Source organism: Mucilaginibacter sp. HD30 (assembly GCF_054061755.1).
In genome coordinates, this window is record NZ_JBSSEO010000001.1 from 2371542 (window position 1) to 2397308 (window position 25767).

Sequence of the window (25767 nt, forward strand, 5' to 3'; positions counted from 1 at the left end):
TTTTTTGACTAAGGTAACAAATATCAAATTTTCCTGAAGTGAGTATTACTAATATTTGTTTTTTATTTCTTGAGGTTATAAATATGCTTTTGGGTGGATTTTGTTTGCCATTTGACGAATTCGCTATTCTTTAAGTATAAACAACGCATATCGCACAAACTTTTAGCATACTTTTTGTTTATATTACACATAAAGTACTTAACCCTTGAAATAGCCACAAAATTGGGACGATTTGGACGTATAGCTTTAAAAACCATTCTTTGGATAATTGCAAGTGTAATTATTTTGGTGCTGCTTGTAGTTGTTTTAATACAAGTACCGGCCGTACAAAACTTTGTAAAAAACAGGGCAGTAAGTTTTTTACAAAATAAAATTCATACAAAAGTCGAAATCGGACACATCAGCCTGGGTCTGCCTAAGTTGCTGGTATTAGAAGATGTTTATTTTGAAGATCAAAAAAAAGACACCCTTTTAGCCGGCGATAAGCTGAAGGTTGATATCAGCATGCTTAAACTATTAAGCAGCCAGGTGGAAATAAATGAGATAAACCTGGAGGGCATCACCACAAAAATATACCGGGGCAGAGACAGCGTATTTAACTTCGATTATATTGTAAAAGCTTTCGCGGGCGAACAAAAGAAAGAACCCGGGCCCGCTGACACAACTTCTACTATGAAATTTTCTGTTGATAAGATCATACTGGATCGTATCAACGTATCCTATAAGGACCTTACCACCGGTAATGATGTTAAATTCAGCCTGGGCCATTTTGATACGCGTATTAAAGATTTTGATATGGACAAGATGAAGTTCACTATCCCACGTATCAACCTTTCAAATGTCAATGCTAAAATTATACAAACGCCGGCAGGATCAACTGTAATGCAAACTGCATCTGTTGATACTGCAGTAAAGCCGTTAAATCTTGATCTGAGTTTAGGGGTAATAGATTTTAAAAAGATAAAGGTAGACTACCGCGGTACCGAAATGGATGCCAGCGTTGATATGGGTCAGTTCTTGGTTGAGATGGATAAGATCGATCTTAAAAATCAAAACATAGCTGTAAAAAACATAGAGCTAAACAGCTCAAGTACTACATTACGATTTGCCAAACCCAAAACAGTAACAAAAGCGGTAGAACAAGCGGTTAAAAAATTGGATACGCTTGCCTCCAACCCTAATAAATCGGCATGGCGCGCATCGCTGGGTAAAATTAGCGTGGTGAATAACAATATTGCATTTGACAACGACGCCCAGGCTCCTTTACGCAAAGGACTTGATTTTGCCCACATGCATCTGCGCAACCTCAATGTAAACCTTACCGATCTGGCCTACAGTCCGGATACTATATCAGGTAAGGTTAACCAGGTAAGCTTTAATGAACAAAGCGGATTAATAGTTAAAAATTTCCGTACCGCGTTTTTATACGGCCCTAGGAGTGCCTACATGAACGACCTTTTATTTGAAACACCGCAAACAGTTATCCAAAAACAAGTGCAGGTTACTTATTCTTCAATTGCAGCCATCAGCAAAAACATTGGTCAGTTATATATCAACGCCAACCTTAACGGCAGTAAATTGGCTTTAAAAGACGTTTTATTGCTTATGCCAACCATGCGTAGCATGGAGCCTTTTAAAAGCTCTCCAAATGCAGTTATCCGTATTGACGGGCGAGTTGCGGGTCGTGTTAATAATCTTAACATTCCACAATTAGAGATCAGCGGGTTCAGCAACACGCATATCAAAGCATCGGCACGACTTAAAGGTTTACCCGATATGAATAAGGCATACTTTGATGTTAACATTGCCGATTTGAGGACCACCAGCGGCGATATTGCCAAACTGGTTCCGGCTGGAACAATACCATCCAATATAAGCATACCTGCTGCTATGAATCTTAAAGGCACTTTTAAGGGCAGCATGAATAGCTTTAACACCAAGCTTAACCTGCGCTCGAGTTACGGCGCGGTTGACCTGATAGCTGCCATGAAAAACGGCAGCAGCAAGAAAAACGCCACTTACGCTGCCGACATAAGGGCCAACCAATTAAATATTGGCGCGCTAACCAAGCAACCACAAATGGTGGGTATGGTTACCATGACCGCGAAAGTAAAAGGCCGGGGATTGGACCCAAAAACTGCCAGCATAAACCTTGACGGTAATGTGGCATCAGCTTATGTTAAGGGCTACACTTACAAAAACCTCGCTGTCAAAGCTACCGGTACCAATGGCAGCTACACGGCTAAGGCAACCATGCGCGATCCTAATATTACCTTCGCAATGGATGCCAAAGCAAACATGAACAAAAAATATCCGTCGGTTAGCGGAACGTTTAATATAGATAGCCTTGACCTGCAAAAACTGGGTTTTACAAAAGATGTACTACGCCTGCATGGTAAAATAATTGCTGATGTACCAACGGCAGATCCTGACTACCTGAATGCTACAATAAAAGCTACTGACCTATTGGTGGTAAACAAAGACCAGCGCATCAGGATGGATACGATAAGCCTTATATCTACCGCTAATGCCGATAGCAGTACACTTGCGCTTAAATCATCAATTGTTAGTGTTAACATGAGTGGCAAATATCAGCTTACTCAAATAGGTACGGCAGTGCAGGATGTTATTAACAAATATTTTGATACAGGCTTGGCAACCACAGGTACGCCAACCGTTATAGCAGCTAAACCGGGTTACCAGCCTCAACAGGCAAGGTTCAGCATACGGGTAGTAAAAACTCCATTGCTTGAGCAATTTGCACCAGATTTAAAACAGCTTGAACCTGTTAATATTATTGGAAGATTTAATAGCGCTACCGGCGAATTGATAGTTAATGGCGCTATACCCAAAGTTGTGTACGGCAGTAATATTATCAATAACACAAAATTGAATATTAATACGGCAAACAATGCGCTGAATTATAGTTTAACAGCCGACGAAATAAAAGCATCTTCATCTATCGACCTGTTGAATACCAGCGTTACCGGCTTCGCTCAAAACAATAAATTGAATGTTAATTTGCAAGTAAGGGATATTGACAAAAAAGAGCGCTATCGCATAGCGGGAGCATTGAACGTTTTACCTAACCAGTACCAATTCAGCTTTGAGCAAAACGGATTACTGCTTAATTACGTGGCCTGGGCAGTCAACGCTGATAATGCTTTACTATTTGGAAACAAAGGTATAAACGCCCGGAATTTAAACTTGACAAATGCCGACCAGGTATTGAGCGTAAACAGTAGTTCTGTAGAAATGAATTCGCCTATTACGGTCAACTTCCGTAATTTTCATATAGAAACGCTTACAACCATTGCCCAACAAGACTCTTTACAGGTTGGCGGCGTAATAAATGGCGAAGCGCGTGTAAGCGATTTTAAGGCAGCTACGTCGCAGTTTACTGCCGACCTGAACATAGCCGATTTTAGTTTTAAAGGTGATACTGTAGGCAATATCGCCCTAAAAGTAAACAACCAAACAGCAAATGCTTACGCTGTTAACACAAGCATAACAGGTAAAGGCAATCAGGTTGATCTGAACGGCTTGTATTATACCGAACCGGCAGGTAAGCTGGATATGACGCTTAATATTGTAAAGCTTAATGTGAAAAGCGTAGAGGGTTTCAGCTTCGGTGCTATCCGCAACTCAAAAGGGGATGTTACCGGCACCTTGCGTATAACCGGAACAACGGATGCACCAGCGGTACGTGGCGACGTTAATTTCAATAACGTTGGTTTCAATGTAGCCATGCTCAATTCGTATTTCACCATGCCGCGGGAGAGTATAACTTTTAATGAAGAGGGTATAGTATTTAATGAATTTACGCTGGTAGATTCAACCAATAATAAAGCTGTAATCAGCGGAAAACTTTTCACCAAAACCTTTACCGATTTTAGGTTCGGCTTGGATATCAGCTCAAGAAATTTTAGGGTGATGAACTCTACCCGCGCTGATAATAAGCTTTACTATGGTAAGTTATTTTTAGATACCGAGATCAAAATTCGAGGTACACAGTCTCTACCAGTAGTCGACGCGCGCATTACTGTGAATGAACAGACGGACCTTACCGTTGTATTGCCAAGTAACGACCCGGGGGTTGAAGACCGTAAAGGGGTAGTTGAGTTTTTTGATGAGAGTTCTGAAAAATTGGATTCCATCCTCATAGCGCGGCAACTGGATTCGCTCAAACAATCAGAGCTTACCGGCATGGATGTTACAGCAACTGTCATTATAAAAAAAGAAGCTAATTTTAATATCGTTATTGACCCACGGAACGGTGATGTGGTGCGCTTGCGCGGATCGGCCAACCTGAACGGAGGCATTGATAAAAGCGGAAAGATAAGCCTGACCGGAACCTACGAGGTTGAGCAGGGATCGTACAACCTGTCATACGCTACCGTAAAACGAACCTTTATTTTTAAGAAAGGAAGCACCATTACCTGGACCGGCGATCCAACCAGCGCTAATGTAGATCTTACTGCTACTTATGTGGCAAACGTTCCGCCGATTGATCTGGTTGCAGATCAGTTAGCCGGATCAGAGAACCAGGTGCAATACAAGCAAAAACTGCCATTTAACGTAAACCTTAACTTAAAGAACGAGTTAATGAAACCTGATATCAGTTTTGATATTGTATTGCCAGATAGTACTTACACGGTATCACCAACGGTTGTTACTACCATTAACGCGCGGCTAAGCCAAATACGACAGGACCCTAATGAACTCAATAAACAAGTATTGGGCGTTCTGGTGCTCGGGCACTTTATTGGCGATAACCCACTGTCCAGCCAGGGCGGCAGCACCACGGTAAGCGGCGTTGTACGTAATAGTGTTAGCGGTTTACTTTCTGATCAGTTAAACAAGTTAGCGGGGGATCTGATACAAGGGGTTGACCTGGACTTTGGCCTTACATCCGGGGAAGACTATTCATCGGGCACGGCCACTAACCGAACGGACCTTAACCTTGGATTTTCAAAACGTTTCCTTGACGATAGATTGACAGTTTCGGTGGGCAATAACTTTAACCTGGAGGGTGCGCAACAGGGCGAGAAAACCACCAATATAGCCGGAAACCTTTCGGTAAATTATAAGTTAAGTAAAGACGGAAGGTATACCTTACGTGCCTACCGTCGTGAGCAGTATGTAGTTATACAGGGGCAGATTGTGGAAACAGGCGTTGGCTTTACACTAACGGTAGACTATAACAAGTTTATACAGATATTTAGGCGAAGCAGGGAAGACAGAGAGGCAAGACGCAGATACAAAGAACAGGAAGATCGTCGCGAAAACATGGAAGAGCGCCGCGATCAGCAACAAAAGAACGAGGCAGTTAAGGCAGATTCTGTGAGAAGCGGCCAACAATAACAAGACAGCCAAAGGCTGTTAAACTATAGTGTGATCTATGATAAAAAAATTACGATACTTTTTAATTGTCGCGCTGGCGCTTCACGCTTGTTGCAATACTAAATATCTGCCTAAAAACGAGAAGTTATACACCGGGGCCAAGGTTGATATTGCGGCAGACAGCAATACCACCAAGAACGAACGGACCGTATTAACCGATGATCTGAAGTCATTAGTTAGGCCAAAGCCCAACTCCTCTATATTAGGTCTACGCATTAAACTTTGGATCTATAATAAAACGCGTACCACCAAAACAAAAGGATTAAAGCATTGGATCAATACCAAATTTGGTGAACCACCGGTATTGGTGAGCCAGGTTGACTTGGAGAAGAACAGCAGTATAATGCAAAACCGTTTGCAGAATGTAAGTTATTTCCAATCCCAGGTAAATGGCGATACTGTGAGTAAAGGCCGTTCGGCAAAAGCCGTTTTTACAGTACAACCCGGCCCGGGATACAAGATAAGGAAAGTGATATTCCCTTTGGAAGGCGCTATACTTGATACCGCAGTTGCCGCTACCGCCGATGAAACCTTACTCAAGCCCGGCCAAAAATATAGTCTGGACGTTATCAAAACAGAGCGCCTGCGTATTGATACACGACTAAAAGAAAAGGGCTTCTTTTACTTTTCTGACGATGATCTGATAATGCGGGTGGACAGCTCAGGAAAGAGCCATCAGGTAGATGTATTTGTTAAAGTAAAACCTACAACGGCCGATAGGGCACGCCGTGTTTACACCATCAACAACTTGTACGTATACCCAAGCTACTCACTTCGCGACACGTCGCTTAAGCTTGACTCGGCGGTGAAATATCGCTGGTATAATGTGGTTGATCCACGAAAATCGGTTACGCCTTACGCCTTCAAAAATACGGTACTGATGCGCCCCGGCGAGGTATATAACCGAACCAAGCACACCAACAGCCTGAATCGTTTCATTAATTTGGGGCCTTTCAGGTATGTTAAGAACCGTTTTGAAGATGTGTCAGCCGACTCATCTAAACTGGATGTGTTTTACTTCCTGACCAAGTACCCTAAGAAGTCCCTACAGTTTGACGTATTGGGTCGCACCACATCGGCCAACTTTACCGGTACACAGGTAAGTATCAATTGGAAAAACCGGAACGCCTTTAAAGGCGCTGAAACCCTAACCCTAACCGCATTCGGTAGTTCGGATGTGCAGTTTTCCGGGCAGAACAGTGGTTATAATGTTTATCAGTTGGGTGGTACCGCTACCCTATCGTGGCCGCGTTTTATAAGCCCTAAAGATTTCAAAAATGACAATGCCTATATACCGCGTACCAACTTAACGTTAGGCTACACGCTGATTAACCGTACCAACCTATACACCTTAAGTTCGTTCAATGGATCGTTTGGTTATTCGTGGAAATCAGATGCATACAGGCAGCATGATCTTAACCTTACCAACATCAACTATGTACGGCCCGAAAATGTAACGCAGCAATATCGCGACAGCATAGCTAAAACAGGCAACCCTACCCTTGGCCATGTTATTGATCCCCAGCTTACGTTTGGCCCCAGCTATAGCTACACCTATACCAACACCATGGAGACCAATCGTACCAACACGTGGTACTATAATACAGAGGTTAGCTTGTCTGCCAATTTGCTGGGTCTGATAACCGGTGCTGATACGTTGGCGGGTAAAGTACGTACCGTATTCGGTACGCCTTTTAACCAGTATGTAAAGCTGGAGAACGAGTTCCGTTATTATCATAAACTGGGGCCAAAAAGCACCTTAGCAGCGCGTTTTATAGCAAGCGCGGGTCTGCCTTACGGTAACTCAACTATAATGCCTTATAGCCAGCAGTTCTTTATTGCAGGTACCAATAGTTTACGGGGTTTCAGGGCGCGCTCCTTTGGGCCGGGTACTTACTACTTCCCCGACCAGCTTCGGTCTAAAACCGGCTTTTTGCCTGATGCATCGGGTGATATTAAGTTAGAGGCCAATGTTGAGTGGCGGCCCAAACTGTTTAGCATAGTGAACGGCGCCGTGTTTGTTGATGCCGGAAACATCTGGAATGTAAGGCCGCATGATGGCCTCCCCGGCGGCGCATTCGGTAAGACGTTTTTAAAGGAGATAGCTGTTGACGCCGGCGTAGGTCTGCGCTTTGACCTTACCGTGCTGGTGCTGCGTACTGACCTGGGCTTCCCGCTGCGCAAGCCCTGGCTGCCCGACGGCCAGCGCTGGGTGATCAACCAGATAGACTTTGGCAGCAGTGCATGGAGAGGCCAGAATTTGGTGTTTAACCTGGCAATAGGCTATCCGTTTTAGGCTGCTACTGTCCCACGTGTGTGTGAGACAGTGTGAAACATAATGGGACAGTGTTTTCTGTAAATACCTGACAATTAAAAAGTTGAACTTTCAGCGTGGGACAAACTGAGACTACTTATAAGTCAGGAAATTTAGCTGTGGATATTAGTTAAACAACTCATTATCAGCAGTCAAATCAAATCAGCATTTTTTGTCCCAATTTTTTAAAAACTTACCGCCTATAATGGTCGTCCGACTTACTATGCTTTACATCGTCTTAAAGCCACATCTTAACACATCACAAAGAATAAACCTTTTTCTCGTAAATACCTGTGGCACCCCAATTTTTTACCATTCCCTGCAATAAAGCATCCAGCTGCTTGTAGGTTATTGGTTTTGATTTAGATGCCGGCGGAACGATCTTAGCAGCATCAGCAGTGTTAACTGTTATTTTAGTGGCATCAAATCGCACGTTTTCGTGCGGTACAACTAAACAAAGTATCATACCCGGCAAGCCCGCAAATGATTCAGGGCCGCCGCTCACCCGTATTTTATCAGTATAAAAAGCCACTACCGAAATTGAATCCATAAAAAGTCCGTTTGCACGGCGGCAGTTATAGCCAGCTATCTCCCGCGTTTCGTTGGTTAAGCGCCATGTAACCTTCCGTGCGCTGTCTTGTACCAACACCTCATCAGCGTAAATTTGTTTTGCAGTGGTTACGGCTTTTTTTGAATGGTCTGTATAAACCTTATTAAATTGCGTACCCATAGGGTTATTATTTAATGTATAAATACGTTCTGTTGGCGGTATTGGCGTAAAAAGGGTTTTGCCTTTATCAAATACCAGCGTGCTTTTTAAATTTATAAACTGGGGTTTGCTTTTTTTATATTCATCAAACATTTGCACTGAAAGCGCATCGGGCTTTGGTCCCATTTCCTGCTTAGTTATAGCATGTATGTTGATGGTCTTGGTATATTCAATAGTTCCGTTTAACACAAGTTTATTGTCTTGCGCTGATAAATTACCGGCAATTAAAAAACAAAGTAAGGATGTAATTATAGTTTTCATAGCTGTTAATTTTTTGATGGCATGGTGCCAAATTTGGTAAAATCCCACACCAGGTTTAACATAAAGTATCTTTTTATAACATTATAACTGTTTTGTGTAATGGTACTACCATTCGCACTCCGGGTGTTCTGATCCTGATCAAGCAGGTTGTTTCCGGTTATGGATAGTTTTAAATTATTTCCTTTTAAGAAGGTGCGGCTCACGCTTGCATTCCAGATGGTACGATGTATTCCGCCAAAACCGTTACTTGGGCCTGTGTAGGAATAAGAGGTCGATGAGAACATCTCGAACTTGCCGGGCAGATACACAGTACCTGATCCAAACACGTTGGCCCCCATTGCACTATAGTCGCTACGTTTTGTAAACGAATTACGGTTTCTGTTACCAGTTAATGCCCCGGAAAGATTAAGTGTGTACTTTTTTATTTTGCTTTTTGAAAATTGCAGTCCGGCAGAAAAAGAATTACCGTTAGACTCATTTAAACCAACAATTCCGGCATCGGTTGTATACGTGTAAGAAGTAGAGCCCGAGAAAGAAAACTGCGGGTAAATATTCATATCCCAACCCTGTATTTTACGCCCTATTTGCAAACCTACGCTGTAATTACGCGGCGTTCTATCTGTAAGGTTTACATACCGGGTGGTTGTTTTACCACTATCAGCATTAAATGTAAGGCTGCTGATGATAGCGTTGGCAGTAAAGCCATAAGAACCGTTAATTGAAAAAGACGACCCGGTTAGTGTTGATTGCGATGAATAGAATAGGCGCGCAGAATGCGAAAAGTATGGTTTAAGATTAGGGTTGCCTACAGTAACATACAAGGGGTTAAGATTATTTACAACCGGCTGTATTTGGTTAAGCGAAGGCTGTTGGGTATTACCGCTGTAGTTTATACTTATGGTTTTGGCGGGGCTTATTCTATATTGATAATTAACCTGAGGCATCCAGTTTAGATAACTCCTGTTCATTTTTCGCATTCTTCTTTCATCAATCTGGTTAAAATTGATATTAGATGCACGTGTGCCAAAATTTAGATTGGTTTTTGCGGTAACATAGCCAAACGTTGCGCCAAACTGGTTGGTCAATATGTTGTACTTATAATCATTCGTTGTCACTTCATCTATCTGATCGTAATTACCTGATGCCGATTTATTGTATGATTCAAGCCGTGATATGCTGTTGTTGATGCCCAACAGATAGTTAAATGTAAGCGTTAACTTTTCGGCAAGTGGCTCGGTGTACGTAAAATTACTACTTAACACAGTACTGGTGCTTCTTTCTGGTTTATACTGGTCTACCACGCTGGCAGGCAAATTGGCGTATTCTATATTTGTTTTAGCATAACGCTCAACTTTATTTTCGCTATAGTTTTCGGCAAGGTTCCAGCTAATGGTGCGACGCGGTTTAGCAAACTTTTTTGAGTAAAACACGCTGGCGTTAAACAACCTGACTTCGCCGGTGCTATTGTTACTGGTGCTTGACCGGTTAACAAATTTATTGTCCTGGTCTACCTGGAAACTATTGCCCGCCGTTGACGATTCATTATTGCGCAACGCAGCATCAACATTTATCCTTAAATTGGTAGTAGCAGTATTTTTTTGATAGCCTACATCCAACTTTTGCCTGAATGCAGATGTGTGAGACTCTGACCTATTGGTGGTTCTGTTTGATCTTTGGTTGGAAAGAAGCTGATCTGTGATAGAGTTTTGAAACAGATCATTAGATATAGACCCTATGCGGTAGTTAGTATTGATTAATTGTTTACCCTCGCTCCATTTAACATCATAGTGCACTCCGCCGGTTTTAGCCGTAGGGAAACCCCTTCCATTAAAAGAAGCATTGTCAAACTCATCTGATATCCCGTTTACCAGGAACACGCCGTCGCCAAGGGCAGTTAAGTTTTGGGTGCCCAGGTTACTGGCATCAGAAAAACTAAGATTTACCTTACCCGTGTTGGCCATAGTGCCGTAAAGAGATAATTTCTCGTTAGCTCTAAAGCGATTAAACTGCACTTGCCCGGCATACATGCCGCGTTGATCACTGCTGCGCCCGCCCGCCAGGTCTACCTTACCAAAAACGCCTACTTTTTTGTCTTCCTTCAGTTTAAGGTTAATCGTTTTTGTCCGCTGTCCGTCGTCAACACCGGTAAAAGTGGCCTGATCGCTCCTCTTGTCAAAAACCTGCACTTTGTCTATCATGTCGCCACGTAAGGTCCTGCTCACCAGCACCGGGTCATCGCTAAAAAACTCCTCGCCGTCAACTGTTATTTTCTTAATAGCCTCGCCCCTGAATTTGATATTACCATTTTGATCTATCTCCATACCGGGGATCTGCTTAAGCAGGTCATCAACCTTGGCATTGGGTTGTATTACAAATGCTTTAGCGTTAAATTCAGATGTGTCGCCTTTTATTTTTAAGGCGTTTATATTCCCTTTAACAACAACTTCGTTCAATAATTTTGACAAAAGCGTCATATTGATGTTTCCGAAATCGTGCACAGGCTCTGCAGGGCTTACCGAAAACTCCTGCGAAAAGTCTGCATACTCAGGGAAAGTAGCTAAAAGAACATATTTACCTGCCGGCAGGCCGCTAATGGTAAAAGAACCATCATTGCCGGCATACCCAAATGCCTGCATAATTGAATCGGGACGAAGAATGGTAATGGTACCGCTTACTCTGCTTTTTGAAGTAGTATCAACAGTGATACCTTTAATACTGTGGTTATTTTGTGCGAAAGCAGATAATGTGCACAAGCAAAATGCAAATAATATCAAAGATTTGATATTCATGTGTGATAAGGTTTAGCGTTTATAAGTTCGGTAAAAACGGTCTGTCTAAGGTTTTATTGTACCACTGCATTGTTTTGCAATAAGTACATCTCAAACATAACAGGTTTACTATTCAAAAGCAACTATTTTTTTAGTGCTACAACGTAAATTTACGTTTACATAAAATATATAGCTGATAATAAGATCATTGCAGGCTTGTTAAAAAATGTTAAATATTTTTTAAAGTTACTTTGATGCTAAAAACTACTAACATCTTATAAAAAGGATGCCGTATGCAGCAATATACCCTGCTTAAGATGTTAATACACCCTCAATGAATTAAGTTTCTTTTCAATTATCTGGCGGCAGGTTTGTATATAACTCAGGTTAACAATTACTAAAAATATAATTATACCCATCATGGCCATGGGGCTAAGGCTTTTTACTGATGAGAATTCTTTACGGCCGCTTGCTTCGTCGAATAAATTAGGGATATATATAAACGAGTTCAGCAACATTAACGGCACAGCCATTTGCGTTAATAAATGGCCCTTAAATAATGACCTTTTGCCTTTAATGGTTTTTATTTTGCCCGCTAACAAACTATAGGCATATAAAACCGGCGAAACCACAAGAAAAAAAACAGTTAAGCCAAAGAAGATATGCACGGGCCTGCTGTGCGGAATTTTTACTGATACGGCCAGCAAAACTATGGTAATGAGCAGCGTTTGCCAGTTAAACCTGCTTTTTAGACTGTTAAAAAAAATCTGCCTAATGCTTTTTTGATGCATTTTCTCTTGCGTTTGAGCCAAGTCTTCAATGCCTGCATATCCTCCAAATTGCTCATCTACCACGTTTTGAAAAAGCACCGATATCTCTTTAACATCACCCGCCTTGCGCTTGCCCTCAATGGCGGTTAATATATGATCCAGTAGCTCGTCATATATCTCCTGATATTTTATATCGTATATGGCCATACGATCTTTTACCCAGTTTAAATCTCCGTCTGACAGTATCATTTTTAAAGCATGCTTTAAGTTATTCTGTATAAATTATCTGGCAATATTAACCTTAAACTCCTCTTTATACATTTTAAAGAAAAATACCGCATGCAGAAAATAAATCATAAACACTATGCTTGCAGCACCCGGTTGTACGGTATTTATCCAAACGTTAGGCTTTTCATTCAGCAATACAAAATGGAAAAACATAAAAAAGGTGAATAATAACCCCGGCAAGTATTTTAACAGCCTGAAACCGTCGTCAGAAACTGATCGTTTAATAGTGCCGTAGAAGTAACCCATTCTGATGTATCTGAAACCATTGATGAGCCCCGGTACAACTGCAACACATAAAAAGACAGTCCAATACGAGGATTTCTGTAAATAATTAAAAAGAAAATATGCGCTTATTGACGTTATAGACAGCCAAAAAACCGAAGGTGCCTTGAACATATTTGCTATGTGATTGAGATACTTTTTACGCATTTCGGTAACGCCGTGTTTGCGGTACTGCCTGTCTATGGCGCGCAAGCCGGCAATTCCGCTAAATTGTGTGTTTATAATATCGTGGAACGCCGTTTCAAACGTTGCATTGTCGGGGTATTCTTCTAACGCGCTTAGGATATGATCTTGCATTTCGTTATAGGTTTCGCGGTATACCAGTTCTTTATTTAAAAAATTATTCAGGTAGACAACATCGTCCTTGCTAAGTTTCATTTTGATGCAGGTTTAAGGTTTAGTAAAAGTTGCAATTGATTAATATAAGCAGCGGCTTCGCTTAGCTTGTCAGACACCTGCTGCCCGCCATGCTCTGTAAGGCGGTAATATTTGCGCACGCGGTTATCAACTATCTGGGTAAAGGTTTCCAGGAGGCCCTCGGCTTCCAATTTATGTAAGGCGGGGTACAAGGCTCCCTCTGTTATCATAATTTCGCCATCAGTAACTTCCTTTACCATTTGGGTAATTTCGTAACCGTACATTTCTGTATGGTCTGCCAGTAATTTTAAAATAATGGTTTGCAAGGTGCCTTTTAATAACGGGTTGTTACTCATGCCACAAGTATACATAATTTTCTTATGTATGTAAATAAAAAAGTAAATTTTATCTGATTTATTTCCTATTCGCGCTGGGCGACTTGGGCCGTTTCAGCTTAATTATCAAAAAAGTCTCCCCAGCCGGGGGAGATTTAGAGGGGGCTGAACAAAACAGGCTCCCCGAAATCGGGGAGCCTGTTACCTCATTTTATATTTAATCAATTGTTATTTAACCATAAAGGTGTTGGTGAACATATAGCCATCCGGACTAACACCTGATATTACCAAATTACTGCCTTTAATGTTGGTTATAGCTTTATCAATATCTGCTACGCTGTTAATAGATTGCTGATTGATCTTGGTGATGACAGAACCTGTGGCCATATCAGTTTGATCAAACCAGCCGCCCGGACGGATCTGTGTTACTAATACCCCGCCGTTTACCTTAAATTTGGCTTTCTGCTCGGCAGACAGCGGAATAAAGCTGGCACCTAATTTATTGTATAACTCGGTTGCTGATTTTGCAACTTCGGTCTTTTTAGCTACCGGAGCTTCACCTTTAAGCGTTACCACAAAGTCTTTTGGAGCACCATCACGCAGTACGGTAAGTTTGATCTTGTCGCCAGGTGTTAAGCGGGCAACACGTTCTTGCAGATCTGATGATTCATATACCGTATTACCTTCAACTTTACTGATGATATCGCCTACTTTAATACCGGCTGCCTCGGCACCGCTACCTGCCAATACTTCCTGTACGTACAGTCCAACTGTTTTGTCTGTTTTAAGTGACTCTGCATTGTCTGCACTCAACTCAGTAAATTGAACGCCCACATAACCGCGTTTTACCGCGCCAAATTTTTGGATATCGCCTAAAATTTTCTTGGCCATGTTAACAGGTATGGCAAAACCATAACCTTCGTATGATCCGGTGTGCGAAGCGATAGCGGAGTTAATACCAATCAATTCGCCTTTGGTGTTAACTAAGGCACCACCGCTGTTACCAGGGTTAATGGCTGCGTCTGTTTGAATGAAAGACTCAATACCTGTATTAGCTTTAGCGGTTTGGCTGCGTTGTTGCATGCGCATACCAAAAGGGTTGCCGCCCATGTCATCATCATCCTCGTCGTTATTACGGCTGTCAAGTATGCCTATACCACGGCCCTTAGCGCTAACTATACCCGCTGTAACCGTTGAGGTTAAATTAAACGGATTACCAACAGCCAATACCCACTCGCCTACGCGCACGTCATCAGAGTTACCAAACTTAACAACCGGCAGGTTGGTGCCTTCAATTTTTATCAAAGCCAGGTCCGTGTTAGGATCTGTACCTATCACCTTAGCTTTAAAGTGGCGGTGATCATTTAAGGTAATGTCAATTTTATCAGCTTTTGATACCACGTGGTTATTGGTAACAATGTAGCCATCAGGCGAAATGATAACGCCCGAACCTGATGCCATTTTAGGCGTGTTTTGGCGCGGCTGTGCGCGCTGACCAAACATATCTCCAAACATCTGATCCATCATGTCCTGCTGCCTGTTATTACTGGCACTGGCAGCATAAGTAGTACGGATATAAACCACCGCAGGTGTTACCGCTGCTGCAGCCTGTGTAAAATCAGCCTCGCCTGCAGACGACGTAATGTTTGACAATGCTTTGTTATTGGCAAAATAAACATTCTGCTTGTCTTCCAGACTCATGTTATCAGCATACTTACTCTCAAACACCTTATAGGTGCCCAGTGCCATTGCACCGCCAACAAATGCGGTCAATAATGTTAAACCTATCTTTTTCATATTATTTACTCTCTTTATATTTTTTAGCTTTGTCCTAATTTCAACTTCAAATTTAATACCATATAGACGGCAATTGCAACAATAAGTTATAGTAACTTTTGTTAAAAAATGTTAAAATTTAATCTGACATTTTAAATACTTGTTTACGCGCAGCCTTCAATAACTTTACATCGTGAAAATACAATTTTATAAGTACCAGGGTGCCGGCAATGATTTTATTTTGGTGGATAATCGTCAAAAAACCGTAAATCATACTGATCCTCAGCTCATTTCGCGCTTATGCGACAGACGCTTTGGTATTGGCGGCGATGGTATGATGTTTTTGCAGAACGTTGAAGGCTACGATTTTGAGATGGTTTATTACAACGCTGATGGCCAGCCCAGCAGCATGTGCGGCAACGGCGGACGCTGCATTGTAGCATTTGCAAAATTTTTAGGTGTTATTGACACAGAAACCGATTTTTTGGCAGTAGATGGCCCGCACCATGCCAAAATTTCAGCAGAGGGAGATTGGGTGAGCCTTCAAATGATTGATGTTGATACTGTTAACCGCGATGGTGACGCCTATATATTGAATACCGGTTCGCCGCATTATGTAGCACTTACCGATGGGTTGAAAGATAAAGATGTTTACCACGAAGGGCGCGCCATCCGTAATAATGATACTTACAAGGTTAAGGGCATCAACGTAAACTTTGTTGAGCCTGCCGATAAAGGCTACTTTGTGCGCACTTTTGAGCGCGGCGTTGAGGACGAAACCTACGCCTGCGGTACGGGCGTTACGGCTGTAGCCTTAGCCATGGCTCAACACAACAACCAAACCGGCACCATTGAAACGCCTGTTAAAGTTTTAGGCGGCGATCTGAACATCCGCTTTAATTACAATGGCAAGGTGTTTACTGATATATTTTTAGAGGGGCCGGCTAAGTTGGTTTTTGGAGGGGAAGTGGAGGTGAAAGCGTAAACGAGCTTAAAGCTCACACTTAACAATTATTTAACCCCAAACGCTTTTAATTACCCCAAATTCTGAGTACGTTTGAATTTTTTGTTGATGTAGCTTCTAAATATTTTTTGTTAGAAGCCTATGTTACGTGTTGATAGTTCAAAACCTTGCCAGATAATTTACTCCATTGCTAAGCATGAGTATCTTGGTTATGTAATTGAACCACACATAGTTCAGCTTAACCCCAACGGCGAATTTTCTTTAACCCACCAGCGTTTATTTTCTAATACAGCTACAGAATTTGGTCAATGTTTGGCCGATACAGATCTGAAGTTAATTAAGCTTTTGGAGGAAATTGAGCAGGGCAGCGTTATAAAACGCTACTATAAAAAGCTGATTCGCCCGTCAGAATTTTTTGCCAAAGTATTTTCTGAGCAGCTTTTTGAGACGATAAGACCGAAAATAGAAAAGCGCTTAGCCGAGGCCTTTAATTTGATGGGCAGCAAACAGATTTACCTGATGAGCAAAGAGGGCTATCCCGCCGAGCGCAGGCTGCAAATTGCTGAAGAACCGGCATCGGTGCTGTTCCATTTCAGGCGAAATGAGGAGGAAATTCGCTATTTCCCCACTATTAAATACAAGGGAATGCGCATTGAATTTATGTTTAAAAATGCCGAGATTATTTGCAACCATCCCGCATGGATGCTGATGGACGACACGCTTTACTATTTTGATAAAGAGATTGAAGGTAAAAAACTACAGCCATTTTTAAACAAGCGCTACATAGCTATCCCAAAATCATCAGAGCAATCTTACTTTGAAAAGTTTGTGGCGCCTCTTATTGAGAAGCACAACGTTTATGCCGAAGGCTTTACTATCAACACAGAAAAGTATGATGCCCGGCCCGTACTTAAACCCATATATGTTGAGGGCGGCACATCACAGCTGCAGCTCTATTTTAAATACGCGGGTTATGTTTTCCCCTATGGTGACGGCAGGCATATTTCTGTACGGATAGAGCGCAAAGACGATGATTACACTTTCCATCGCATAAAACGCTCCGTTAGCTGGGAGAAGGGAAAATTGCAGCTACTGGAATCGTTAGGATTAAAAACGGCTTCATCGTTGTTTCAAAATCTGGAGGTTGCATCTGTAAGCGATGAGGACGATCATCCTTTCTCGGTATTTGAGTGGCTTAACCAGCACCATCAGCAATTAATAGACGAGGGTTTTGAGATAGATCAACCCGAGGGACAAAAGCGTTACGTTTTCGGCTCAAGCAAAATTGATCTGCAGGTTCAAGAAAACAACGACTGGTTTGATATTCATGCGGTGGTACACTTCGGCCCCTATCAAATTCCGTTTATACAACTGCGCAATCATATCCTTAATCATAAAAAAGAATTCACACTGCCATCCGGCGAAATAGCGGTTATTCCCGAAAAATGGTTTTCGCAATACGGCAACCTGCTGCATTTTAGCGAAGGAGGCGAGAAGCTTAAACTGCGCCGCCATCATATAGGGTTGGTAAACAGCCTGGCAGAAGGCGAAATGGCCGAAGTAACCATGAGCCGCAAGCTGCAAAAACTGACTGACTTTGAAGCTTTGGAAGACCTACCTATGCCCGTCAACTTTAACGGCTTGCTTAGGCATTACCAGCAGGCGGGTTATAACTGGTTCCACTTTTTAAAGAATTATAATTTTGGCGGTTGTTTGGCAGATGACATGGGCTTGGGTAAAACTATACAAACGCTGGCCCTGCTGCAAAAACATAAAGAAGATGCCGAGGCTGATGGAGGCAAAAGCACATCGTTGGTTATTATGCCTACCTCGCTTATTTACAACTGGCTTAATGAGGCTAAAAAATTCGCTCCACAGTTACGACTGATGGTGCATACCGGCACTTTCCGTTATAAATCTGCAGAGGTATTTGCTAACTATGATGTAGTGATTACTACTTATGGCATCACCCGGATAGATATTGATCTGCTAAAACAGTACTTTTTTGATTACATCATATTAGACGAAAGTCAGAATATTAAGAATGCTTCGTCAAAATCATTCCAGTCGGTTAAACAGTTAAAGTCTCGCTATAAATTGATACTGAGCGGTACGCCGGTAGAAAATTCAGTAAATGATCTGTGGACACAGATGTCGTTCATTAACCCTGGTTTGTTGGGTTCTCAGCAATATTTTCAGAACGAGTTTGTAACACCTATAGAAAAGAAAAAAGATGAGGATAAGGCCCGCAAATTGCAGGCACTGATTAAGCCATTTGTAATGCGCCGTACCAAGGAGCAGGTGGCAACGGAATTACCACCTAAAACCGAGAACTTGTTCTACTGCCAGATGAGCGAAGAACAAGCATCTGTTTACGAAGAAGTAAAATCAGAATACCGAAACGAATTGCTGAAGAGTTTGGAAGACGGTACTTTTGCCAAAACACAGATCCAGGTATTGCAGGGTTTGACCAAGCTGCGGCAGATAGCCAACCACCCATCCATGATAGACCAGGAATACGAGGGTGATTCGGGTAAGTTTGAAAACGTAACACATACGCTTTCTACAGTGCTTGACGGAGGCCACAAAGTTTTGATCTTTTCGCAATTTGTAAAGCAGCTTACCATATACCGTAACCACATGGAGGAACAGAAAATTCCTTATGTATACCTTGATGGCGCCACGCAAAACCGTGGCGACGTGGTAAAGCAGTTTCAGGAAGATAAAAACACCCGCGTGTTCCTCATCTCCATAAAAGCCGGTGGCGTGGGGCTTAACCTTACCGAGGCTGATTATGTTTTCATCCTCGACCCGTGGTGGAACCCTGCTGTTGAGCAGCAGGCCATAGACCGTACGCACCGCATAGGCCAAACTAAAAACGTATTTATTTATAAATTCATCACTAAGGATACCGTTGAAGAGAAGATCCTGGCACTGCAACAGCGCAAGCTAAGTTTGTCCCGCGCACTAATTACTACCGAGGATAGCTTTATCAAATCGCTGACGGCGGAGGATATTAAGGAGATCTTGGGGTAAGCCCCACCCAACCCTCCCCGTAAGGTAGGGCTTTTTAAATTCTCCCCTTCCGGGGGAGATTTAGAGGGGCTAAAACACCCTCCCCCCTTTCTTGTTACCTCAATATGAAAATATTACTTGCCGGCGCTAACGGTTACATAGGTACAAGATTGATCCCGGTTTTGCTGGAGGAAGATCATAATTTGGTTTGCCTGGTGCGCGATAAGCGCCGTTTCCATGAGCAAAGCGAGTTTAGCGATAAGGTTGAGCTATTAAAAGGCGATCTAATAAAGGAAGATATCGAACCTTTCCCTAAAAACATTGATGTGGCCTATTATTTGGTTCACAGCATGTCGCAGGACAAGGATTTTGCTAAACTGGAGGCGCAGTCTGCTGAAAACTTTGTTAAGCAACTGGATAAAACCAACTGCAAACAACTGATATTTTTAAGCGGTATAACCAACGATGATAACCTGTCGGACCACCTAAAATCCCGCCGCCATGTGGAGGATGTTTTACGCGAGGCAAAAGCAAAACTAACTGTATTGCGCGCTGCTATCATCATCGGCTCGGGCAGTTCATCATTTGAGATCATCCGCGACCTGACAGAAAAACTACCCATTATGACGGTACCCAAATGGGTAGATACCAAATGCCAGCCTATTGCCATTAGGGATGTGTTGGCTTATTTGAGCGGCGTAAAGCTAAACGAAAAGGCGTATAATAAAACCTTTGACATAGGTGGCCCTGATGTATTATCATTCAGACAAATGATGCTTAATTACGCAGCTGTAAGGCATCTTAAACGAAAAATAATTACTATTCCGTTTCTCTCCCCCAAGCTGTCTTCGTATTGGTTATATTTTGTCACATCGGTAAGTTACTCGTTGGCCCAAAGCCTGGTTGACAGCATGAAGAACGAAACGATAATGAAGGATCACGCCATTGATGATGTAGTAAAACGTGACTGCCTCAGCTATCGGGAGGCGCTGGAGCTTGCTTTTGAAAAGATTGAGCAAAACTCTATTGTGTCCAGCTGGCGCGATGCATTAAATAACGGCTACCTTAACTCTGATTTTATGGACCAGATAAAGGTGCCGCAAAACGGCACGCTTGAATATAAAGTATGCCTGCCCTTTAAGCGCGATCCGGTTGATGTGCTTAATAATATTATGGCTATAGGCGGCTCGCGTGGCTGGTATTACTGGGACTGGATCTGGGGTATGCGCGGTTTCTTTGATCGTATAGTAGGTGGCGTTGGGCTGCGTCGCGGGCGTACCAGCAACATCAGTGTTTCGCCGGGCGATGTCATAGATTTTTGGCGGGTGTTACTGGTAGATAAGCTGGCGCGCCGGCTTTTACTATACGCAGAAATGAAACTACCCGGCGAGGCCTGGTTGGAATTTATTATAATTGATAAGGATGGCGAACGCAATCTGAGCCAGATAGCCACCTTTCGCCCCAATGGCTTATGGGGAAGAATATATTGGTATACCATGTTTCCGTTTCATTTTTTTATATTTAAAGGCATGGCTAACCAAATAGTGAATTATAAAGTGGTGCCTGTTAAATAAAGATGAAGTCGATAAAATTCACAGAGACGATTGTAATTGACAAGCCGGCCGATGTGGTTTTTGACTTTACACAGGATTATTCAACACGCTTAAACTGGGATACATTTTTGAGAAAAGCCGACTTAATGAATGGTGCGGCCGGTGCCGCCAAAGGCGTTAAAGCCTATTGCGAGGCAAAGAATGGGTTAGGCATGGTTACTGAATACATTACCTTTAACCGCCCAAAAGCTACAGCCATACAAATGACCAAAGGGCCCTATATGTTCAGCGCGTTTCTGGGCTCCTGGACTTTTAAAACTTTAGGCCCGCATATAACTGAGGTTGTTTTTCTTTATTCGTTTACTTTACGTTTTCCGTTTAATATTGCTGCTGCATCAATAAAACAAATACTAAAACGCAATGTAAAAATCAGGCTAAATGATTTAAAGACTTGTATTGAAAACAATTAACAAAGAACCTTTTACTGTAAACTTTTATTAAACAAACACGGCCTTTATGAGCAAACATATTTTGTTAACCGGCGGAACAGGCCTTATAGGCAAACAACTAACTGAGCACTTATTAAGCAAAAGTTATCAGGTTAGTCATTTAAGCCGAAAACCCGGCACCGATGCGCGCGTAGCTACCTATTTATGGGATATTGAAAAGGGACAGATAGATGAGCATTGTATTGACGGTGTAGACACCATCATCCATTTGGCGGGCAGCGCCATTGCCGATGGACGCTGGACAGAAGAGCGTAAAAAAGAGATCATAGAAAGCCGTACCAAATCAATAGAACTGGTTTATGGCTTATTGAAGAAGAATTCACACCATGTTAAATCGGTAATATCAGCTTCCGGGGTTGGCTATTATAGCGACAGAGGCAATGATGTGATGAATGAAACCTGCGCTCCGACTCATGATTTTATGGGCACATGCTGCGTGGCTTGGGAAAACGCTGTTACAGAAGGCGAAAAATTGGGATTGCGCATAGTAAAATTCAGAACAGGCGTTGTTTTGAGCAAAGACGGCGGCGCATTGCCCAAAATAGCCGCACCCGTAAAGTTGGGTGTTGGTGCGGCATTGGGCAGCGGCAAACAATGGATGCCGTGGATACATGAGCAGGACGTAATTTACATGTATATGTTTGCCCTTGAACACGAAGAGCTAAGCGGCGCTTTCAACATGGTAGCGCCCGAACCGGTTACCAATAAACAGTTTACACAAGCCATTGCAAAGGTGCTGCACAGGCCTTTTTGGATGCCTAATGTGCCTGCGTTGGCATTAAAATTAGCCTTGGGCGAAATGAGTACCGTGGTTTTAGGGAGTACAAATGCATCAGCAAAAAAAATTAAGGCAGCTGGCTTTAGTTTTAGCTATCCAGAGCTAAGTGATGCATTGAAGGATCTTTATAAAAAAGCATAATGCAGGTAGCTCACCCGGCTCTGAGCCATTCCTTTTCAAATCATGACAAACAAAAAAATTAATATTTTCTGGTTTAGGCGCGATCTGCGTTTAGATGATAATGCGGGTTTGTATCATGCCTTAAAAGGCCGGTATCCGGTGTTGTGCCTTTTTATTTTTGATAAGGAAATATTGGAGCAACTGAATAACGAAAAAGATGCGCGCGTAACTTTTATCTATGATGCAATTGCAGATTTGAAAACCGAGTTGGAAAGACACAGCAGTAGTTTACTGGTGCTACATGATACGCCCAAAAACGCATGGCAAGCTGTACTTAAAGATTTTGATGTTGCCGAAGTTTACACTAACCATGATTATGAACCCTACGCCAGACGGCGCGATGGAGATATACGCGCTTTGCTGGCTAAGCACAACATATCATTTAATACTTATAAAGACCAGGTAATATTTGAAGAGGATGAGGTGGTAAAGGATGACGGAAAGCCTTACACCGTTTTTACCCCATACAGTCGTAAGTGGCGGGCAAAGCTTAATAGTTTTTATCTCAGTTCTTATCCCATTAAAAAGTATTTAAAAAATCTTTATCCAACAAATGCATTAAAACTACCCGCATTAAAATCGCTCGGGTTTGAAAGAAGCGACCAAACTATCCCGGGTAAAACATACAGGGATGTTATTGACAACTATGCTGAAAAAAGAGATTATCCGGCCATAAAAGGCACATCGCACATTGGTATTCACCTGCGTTTTGGTACTGTTAGCATAAGGCAATTGGCAACCGAAGCTAATAGCGCGAAAGAGAAAACATGGCTAAATGAGTTGATATGGCGCGAGTTTTACATGATGATACTCCACCATTTTCCTCAAACAGTCGACCATGCGTTCAGGCCCGAATACGACAGGATAAAATGGATCAATAACGAAGATCAGTTTGAAGCCTGGTGCAAAGGCCGAACGGGCTACCCTTTGGTTGACGCGGGTATGCGCGAGCTGAATGGGACGGGCTTTATGCACAACCGCATACGTATGCTTACCGCAAGCTTTTTATCAAAACACTTACTGATAGACTGGCGTTGGGGAGAACGTTATTTTGCTGAGAAGCTATTAGATTACGAAATGGCCAGCAATGTGGGTGGTTGGCAATGGGCGGCGGGATCTGGTACGGACGCGGCACCCTATTTCAGGATATTTAGTCCTGATGCGCAAACAAAAAAATTTGATCCCGAATTAAAGTACATAAAAAAATGGGTTCCGGAATATGCCGATTTTAGCAAATATCCTAAACCCATTATTGATCATGCCTTTGCGCGTGATCGCTGCCTAAAGGCTTTTAAAACGGCACTAAGTAAATAATTACGGTGCAACGTTAAAAACCTGCACATCAAAACGTACGCAGCTGTTTCCCGGTAAGCCCTGGCTTTTAATACCCGCGGAGCCATAGGCCAGTGTAGAGGGTATAATAACCGTCATATTAGTACCTGTAGTTACAAAACTTTTAAAAGCCTCTCTAACACCCGGAATCACATCGGGAACTTCAAGCTGAGCGCCTGTTGATCCTGTATTATACTGGTTAAAAATAAAAGAGTTAAGCAGTAAAAATGTATAGTTACAGTTTACGTAAGAATTATCGGTAACGGGCGTTGTGCCAACCCCGGGGCGTCTAATAAGATAATATATTCCCGACGCTGTTTTCTGAAAGCCAGTCAGATTGTTGGCTGTCAGATAATTTCTTATCACCAGGTCATCATAAGTGCTTTGATTATCACCGGGTTGGTTGTTCATTACGTTTATGTAATAATCAAGGCATTGGTTACCGGTTATACGGGTATTAACGGTAGTACTGCTACCAGTACCTATCCCTTTTGCTCCGTAACCAAGGTGCGATGGAATAAGCAACCTTATCTTACCGCCGTAATTTTTTACAAGATCATAAATAGCGGTCTGTAATGCCAAAGGCAAAGGATACCCCGAATCAGATATATGACCAAGATAACCTGTATAATGATTAGCGAAAGTATCAACAGACGCATATTGTCCGTCAAAAGTATGTAGGGTAAAAACCAGACCAATACTATCCGGATAATTAAAGCGTGCTCCGGTACCTGTTTTTAAAACTTTATAATAAACGCCAGACGCATCGCGTTGCATACCGGTGATGCCGTTGCTCTTAATATAAGCCTGTATTTGTTCTTCATCATATTGGTTTATATCAGGGTCCGTGGCTGTTTTGCGGCATGATACAAAGCCGGCAACAATTGCAATTAATACAGAAAGAATTATTTTTTTCATTTGTTATTATTACCGGTACTCTCCGGCTTAAGCCCAAAGTTCCGTTTATTAGTATTCATCAATTTACGGCATCGTACAGGTTGATATCAAAATCAAGCACTGCGCTGCCTGGTAATCCGTCTTTTAAACCGAACGCTGCGCCTAACTGAGGCTGCGGATATGGCCCGTACGCATAACGCGAAGGCAACAGTAATCGTACCGATCCGCCTTTTTTTATTTGCGGTATGCCCAACCTCCAGCCGCGTATTACTTCGCCAAGCGCAAACGTAGGGTTAAAGTCGCCAGACTCTACAAATTTCTGCCCGGTGGTTAAAATCCTTCCGGTATATCCAATAGTAATACGGGTGGCGTTGGTAAAAATGGTATTTACACTCCCTGGGTCGTTTACAATATAATAAACGCCGGTTGTGTCAATTTTTTTAGCCGCCAGGCCCGGATTAGCTGCCAGATAATCACTGATTATTTTATCGTCAATAGCAGCCTGGGCTTTTTCAGCCGCAGACCCCAAATCAGATTTTTTGCAGGCAGTAAAGCAAAAAAACAACACTGCTATTATTATTGCTACCCTGTTCATCTCAATTTTCCGACTGCAAATTTATTCTTTTATATCGCAAAAACAGCGGGTTAACACTTTTTAACATTTACAAGCCATCATAACGCTTAACCTAAGGCTATTTAGAACGCTATAATGGCTCTTCTGGTTTATAATTCAGGGTAAGGCGATTTATCTTTTTTAGCATATTCATCAGATACGCTCTGTCGCTCTCATTAATGTGCTTGTTCAAATAATTATTAAACTGCTTTACCACTACACGCGCCTGTTTCCTTTTCTCAATTCCCAGTGGTGTTAGATAGATTTTAACTGAGCGACGGTCGCCCTTATTTAACTCGCGGTAAATTAATCCGTTTTGTTCTAACTGATTCAGCATTCGCGAAAGGCTGGTAGATTTAAGCCCAAGCAAAGCCGCTGCCTGCGAAACAGTGGTGCCTTCATGCTCATCAATATTAATAAGTAAATAACCTATAGACTGCGTTATACCAAAATCAGCTACAATAAGGTTGTATTTATTGGCCATGGATTGCCAAACAATTTTCAACAAATAATCAATGGTTTCCTGGTTATTTTTGCTGGCAGGCATGGGTGATGTTATAGACAGATTTGCAACACACAATTGTAGGCAAATTTTTATGACTT

At 42.3% G+C, this 25767-nt stretch carries 17 protein-coding genes; 8 read left to right on the plus strand and 9 right to left on the minus strand.

The annotated features are described in order from the left end of the window. Nucleotides 1-222: 222 nt before the first annotated feature. Together ACVW2L_RS11345 and tamL are read left to right on the plus strand one after the other, a co-directional pair. The gene (locus ACVW2L_RS11345) at nt 223-5364 is read left to right on the plus strand and encodes a translocation/assembly module TamB domain-containing protein (protein ID WP_457128081.1); all 5142 of its coding nucleotides are present in this window, start codon (nt 223-225) and stop codon (nt 5362-5364) included. Nucleotides 5365-5401: 37 nt separating this feature from the next. Continuing rightward, complete coding sequence (gene tamL / locus ACVW2L_RS11350) at nt 5402-7699, plus strand: translocation and assembly module lipoprotein TamL (RefSeq protein ID WP_457128082.1); 2298 nt, start codon at nt 5402-5404, stop codon at nt 7697-7699. Nucleotides 7700-7976: 277 nt separating this feature from the next. Here tamL and ACVW2L_RS11355 read toward each other — a convergent pair whose 3' ends face one another. The 6 genes from ACVW2L_RS11355 to ACVW2L_RS11380 form a co-directional block, all read right to left on the minus strand. Next, nucleotides 7977-8747 carry a GLPGLI family protein gene (locus ACVW2L_RS11355; protein WP_457128083.1) on the minus strand — a complete coding sequence of 257 codons (771 nt, stop codon included), beginning with the start codon at nt 8745-8747 and terminating at the stop codon, nt 7977-7979. A 5-nt stretch (nt 8748-8752) separates the two neighbouring features. Next, nucleotides 8753-11536 carry a TonB-dependent receptor gene (locus ACVW2L_RS11360; RefSeq protein WP_457128084.1) on the minus strand — a complete coding sequence of 928 codons (2784 nt, stop codon included), beginning with the start codon at nt 11534-11536 and terminating at the stop codon, nt 8753-8755. A 299-nt stretch (nt 11537-11835) separates the two neighbouring features. Continuing rightward, nucleotides 11836-12534 carry a hypothetical protein gene (locus tag ACVW2L_RS11365; protein ID WP_457128085.1) on the minus strand — a complete coding sequence of 233 codons (699 nt, stop codon included), beginning with the start codon at nt 12532-12534 and terminating at the stop codon, nt 11836-11838. Between the two features lie 33 nt (nt 12535-12567). Next, nucleotides 12568-13233: a hypothetical protein gene (locus tag ACVW2L_RS11370; protein WP_457128086.1), complete on the minus strand. Its 666-nt coding sequence runs from the start codon at nt 13231-13233 to the stop codon at nt 12568-12570. After that, entirely contained in the window at nt 13230-13568 is a 339-nt protein-coding gene (locus ACVW2L_RS11375) for a PadR family transcriptional regulator (RefSeq protein WP_457128087.1), read from the minus strand. The genes ACVW2L_RS11370 and ACVW2L_RS11375 overlap by 4 nt, the downstream gene beginning before the upstream one ends. 207 nt (nt 13569-13775) lie before the next feature. Further along, on the minus strand, nt 13776-15344 hold the full coding sequence (locus ACVW2L_RS11380) for a trypsin-like peptidase domain-containing protein (protein ID WP_457128088.1): 1569 nt from the start codon (nt 15342-15344) through the stop codon (nt 13776-13778). A gap of 172 nt (nt 15345-15516) precedes the next feature. Between ACVW2L_RS11380 and dapF the strand changes: the two genes are divergently transcribed. The 6 genes from dapF to ACVW2L_RS11410 all read left to right on the plus strand — a co-directional run bounded on the left by dapF (nt 15517) and on the right by ACVW2L_RS11410 (nt 23636). Then, nucleotides 15517-16308, plus strand: a complete 792-nt coding sequence (gene dapF / locus ACVW2L_RS11385; protein ID WP_457128089.1) for a diaminopimelate epimerase — start codon at nt 15517-15519, stop codon at nt 16306-16308. A 120-nt stretch (nt 16309-16428) separates the two neighbouring features. Next, nucleotides 16429-19323, plus strand: a complete 2895-nt coding sequence (locus ACVW2L_RS11390) for a DEAD/DEAH box helicase (protein WP_457128090.1) — start codon at nt 16429-16431, stop codon at nt 19321-19323. 104 nt (nt 19324-19427) lie between these two features. Continuing rightward, nucleotides 19428-20876, plus strand: coding sequence for an SDR family oxidoreductase (locus ACVW2L_RS11395; protein WP_457128091.1), 1449 nt, complete (start codon nt 19428-19430; stop codon nt 20874-20876). Between the two features lie 2 nt (nt 20877-20878). Further along, nucleotides 20879-21325 carry an SRPBCC family protein gene (locus tag ACVW2L_RS11400; RefSeq protein ID WP_457128092.1) on the plus strand — a complete coding sequence of 149 codons (447 nt, stop codon included), beginning with the start codon at nt 20879-20881 and terminating at the stop codon, nt 21323-21325. A 46-nt stretch (nt 21326-21371) separates the two neighbouring features. Then, nucleotides 21372-22283, plus strand: a complete 912-nt coding sequence (locus ACVW2L_RS11405) for a TIGR01777 family oxidoreductase (RefSeq protein ID WP_457128093.1) — start codon at nt 21372-21374, stop codon at nt 22281-22283. A 42-nt stretch (nt 22284-22325) separates the two neighbouring features. Continuing rightward, the gene (locus tag ACVW2L_RS11410) at nt 22326-23636 is read left to right on the plus strand and encodes a cryptochrome/photolyase family protein (protein ID WP_457128094.1); all 1311 of its coding nucleotides are present in this window, start codon (nt 22326-22328) and stop codon (nt 23634-23636) included. On the opposite strand, the gene ACVW2L_RS11415 is transcribed toward ACVW2L_RS11410, so the two are convergent. From ACVW2L_RS11415 to ACVW2L_RS11425, 3 genes are all read right to left on the minus strand, one after another. Beyond that, nucleotides 23637-24572 carry an FKBP-type peptidyl-prolyl cis-trans isomerase gene (locus ACVW2L_RS11415; RefSeq protein ID WP_457128095.1) on the minus strand — a complete coding sequence of 312 codons (936 nt, stop codon included), beginning with the start codon at nt 24570-24572 and terminating at the stop codon, nt 23637-23639. It lies immediately after the preceding gene. Between the two features lie 58 nt (nt 24573-24630). Beyond that, nucleotides 24631-25146: an FKBP-type peptidyl-prolyl cis-trans isomerase gene (locus ACVW2L_RS11420; protein ID WP_457128096.1), complete on the minus strand. Its 516-nt coding sequence runs from the start codon at nt 25144-25146 to the stop codon at nt 24631-24633. A gap of 109 nt (nt 25147-25255) precedes the next feature. Next, nucleotides 25256-25711 carry a MarR family winged helix-turn-helix transcriptional regulator gene (locus ACVW2L_RS11425; RefSeq protein ID WP_457128097.1) on the minus strand — a complete coding sequence of 152 codons (456 nt, stop codon included), beginning with the start codon at nt 25709-25711 and terminating at the stop codon, nt 25256-25258. Between the last annotated feature and the right edge of the window lie 56 nt (nt 25712-25767).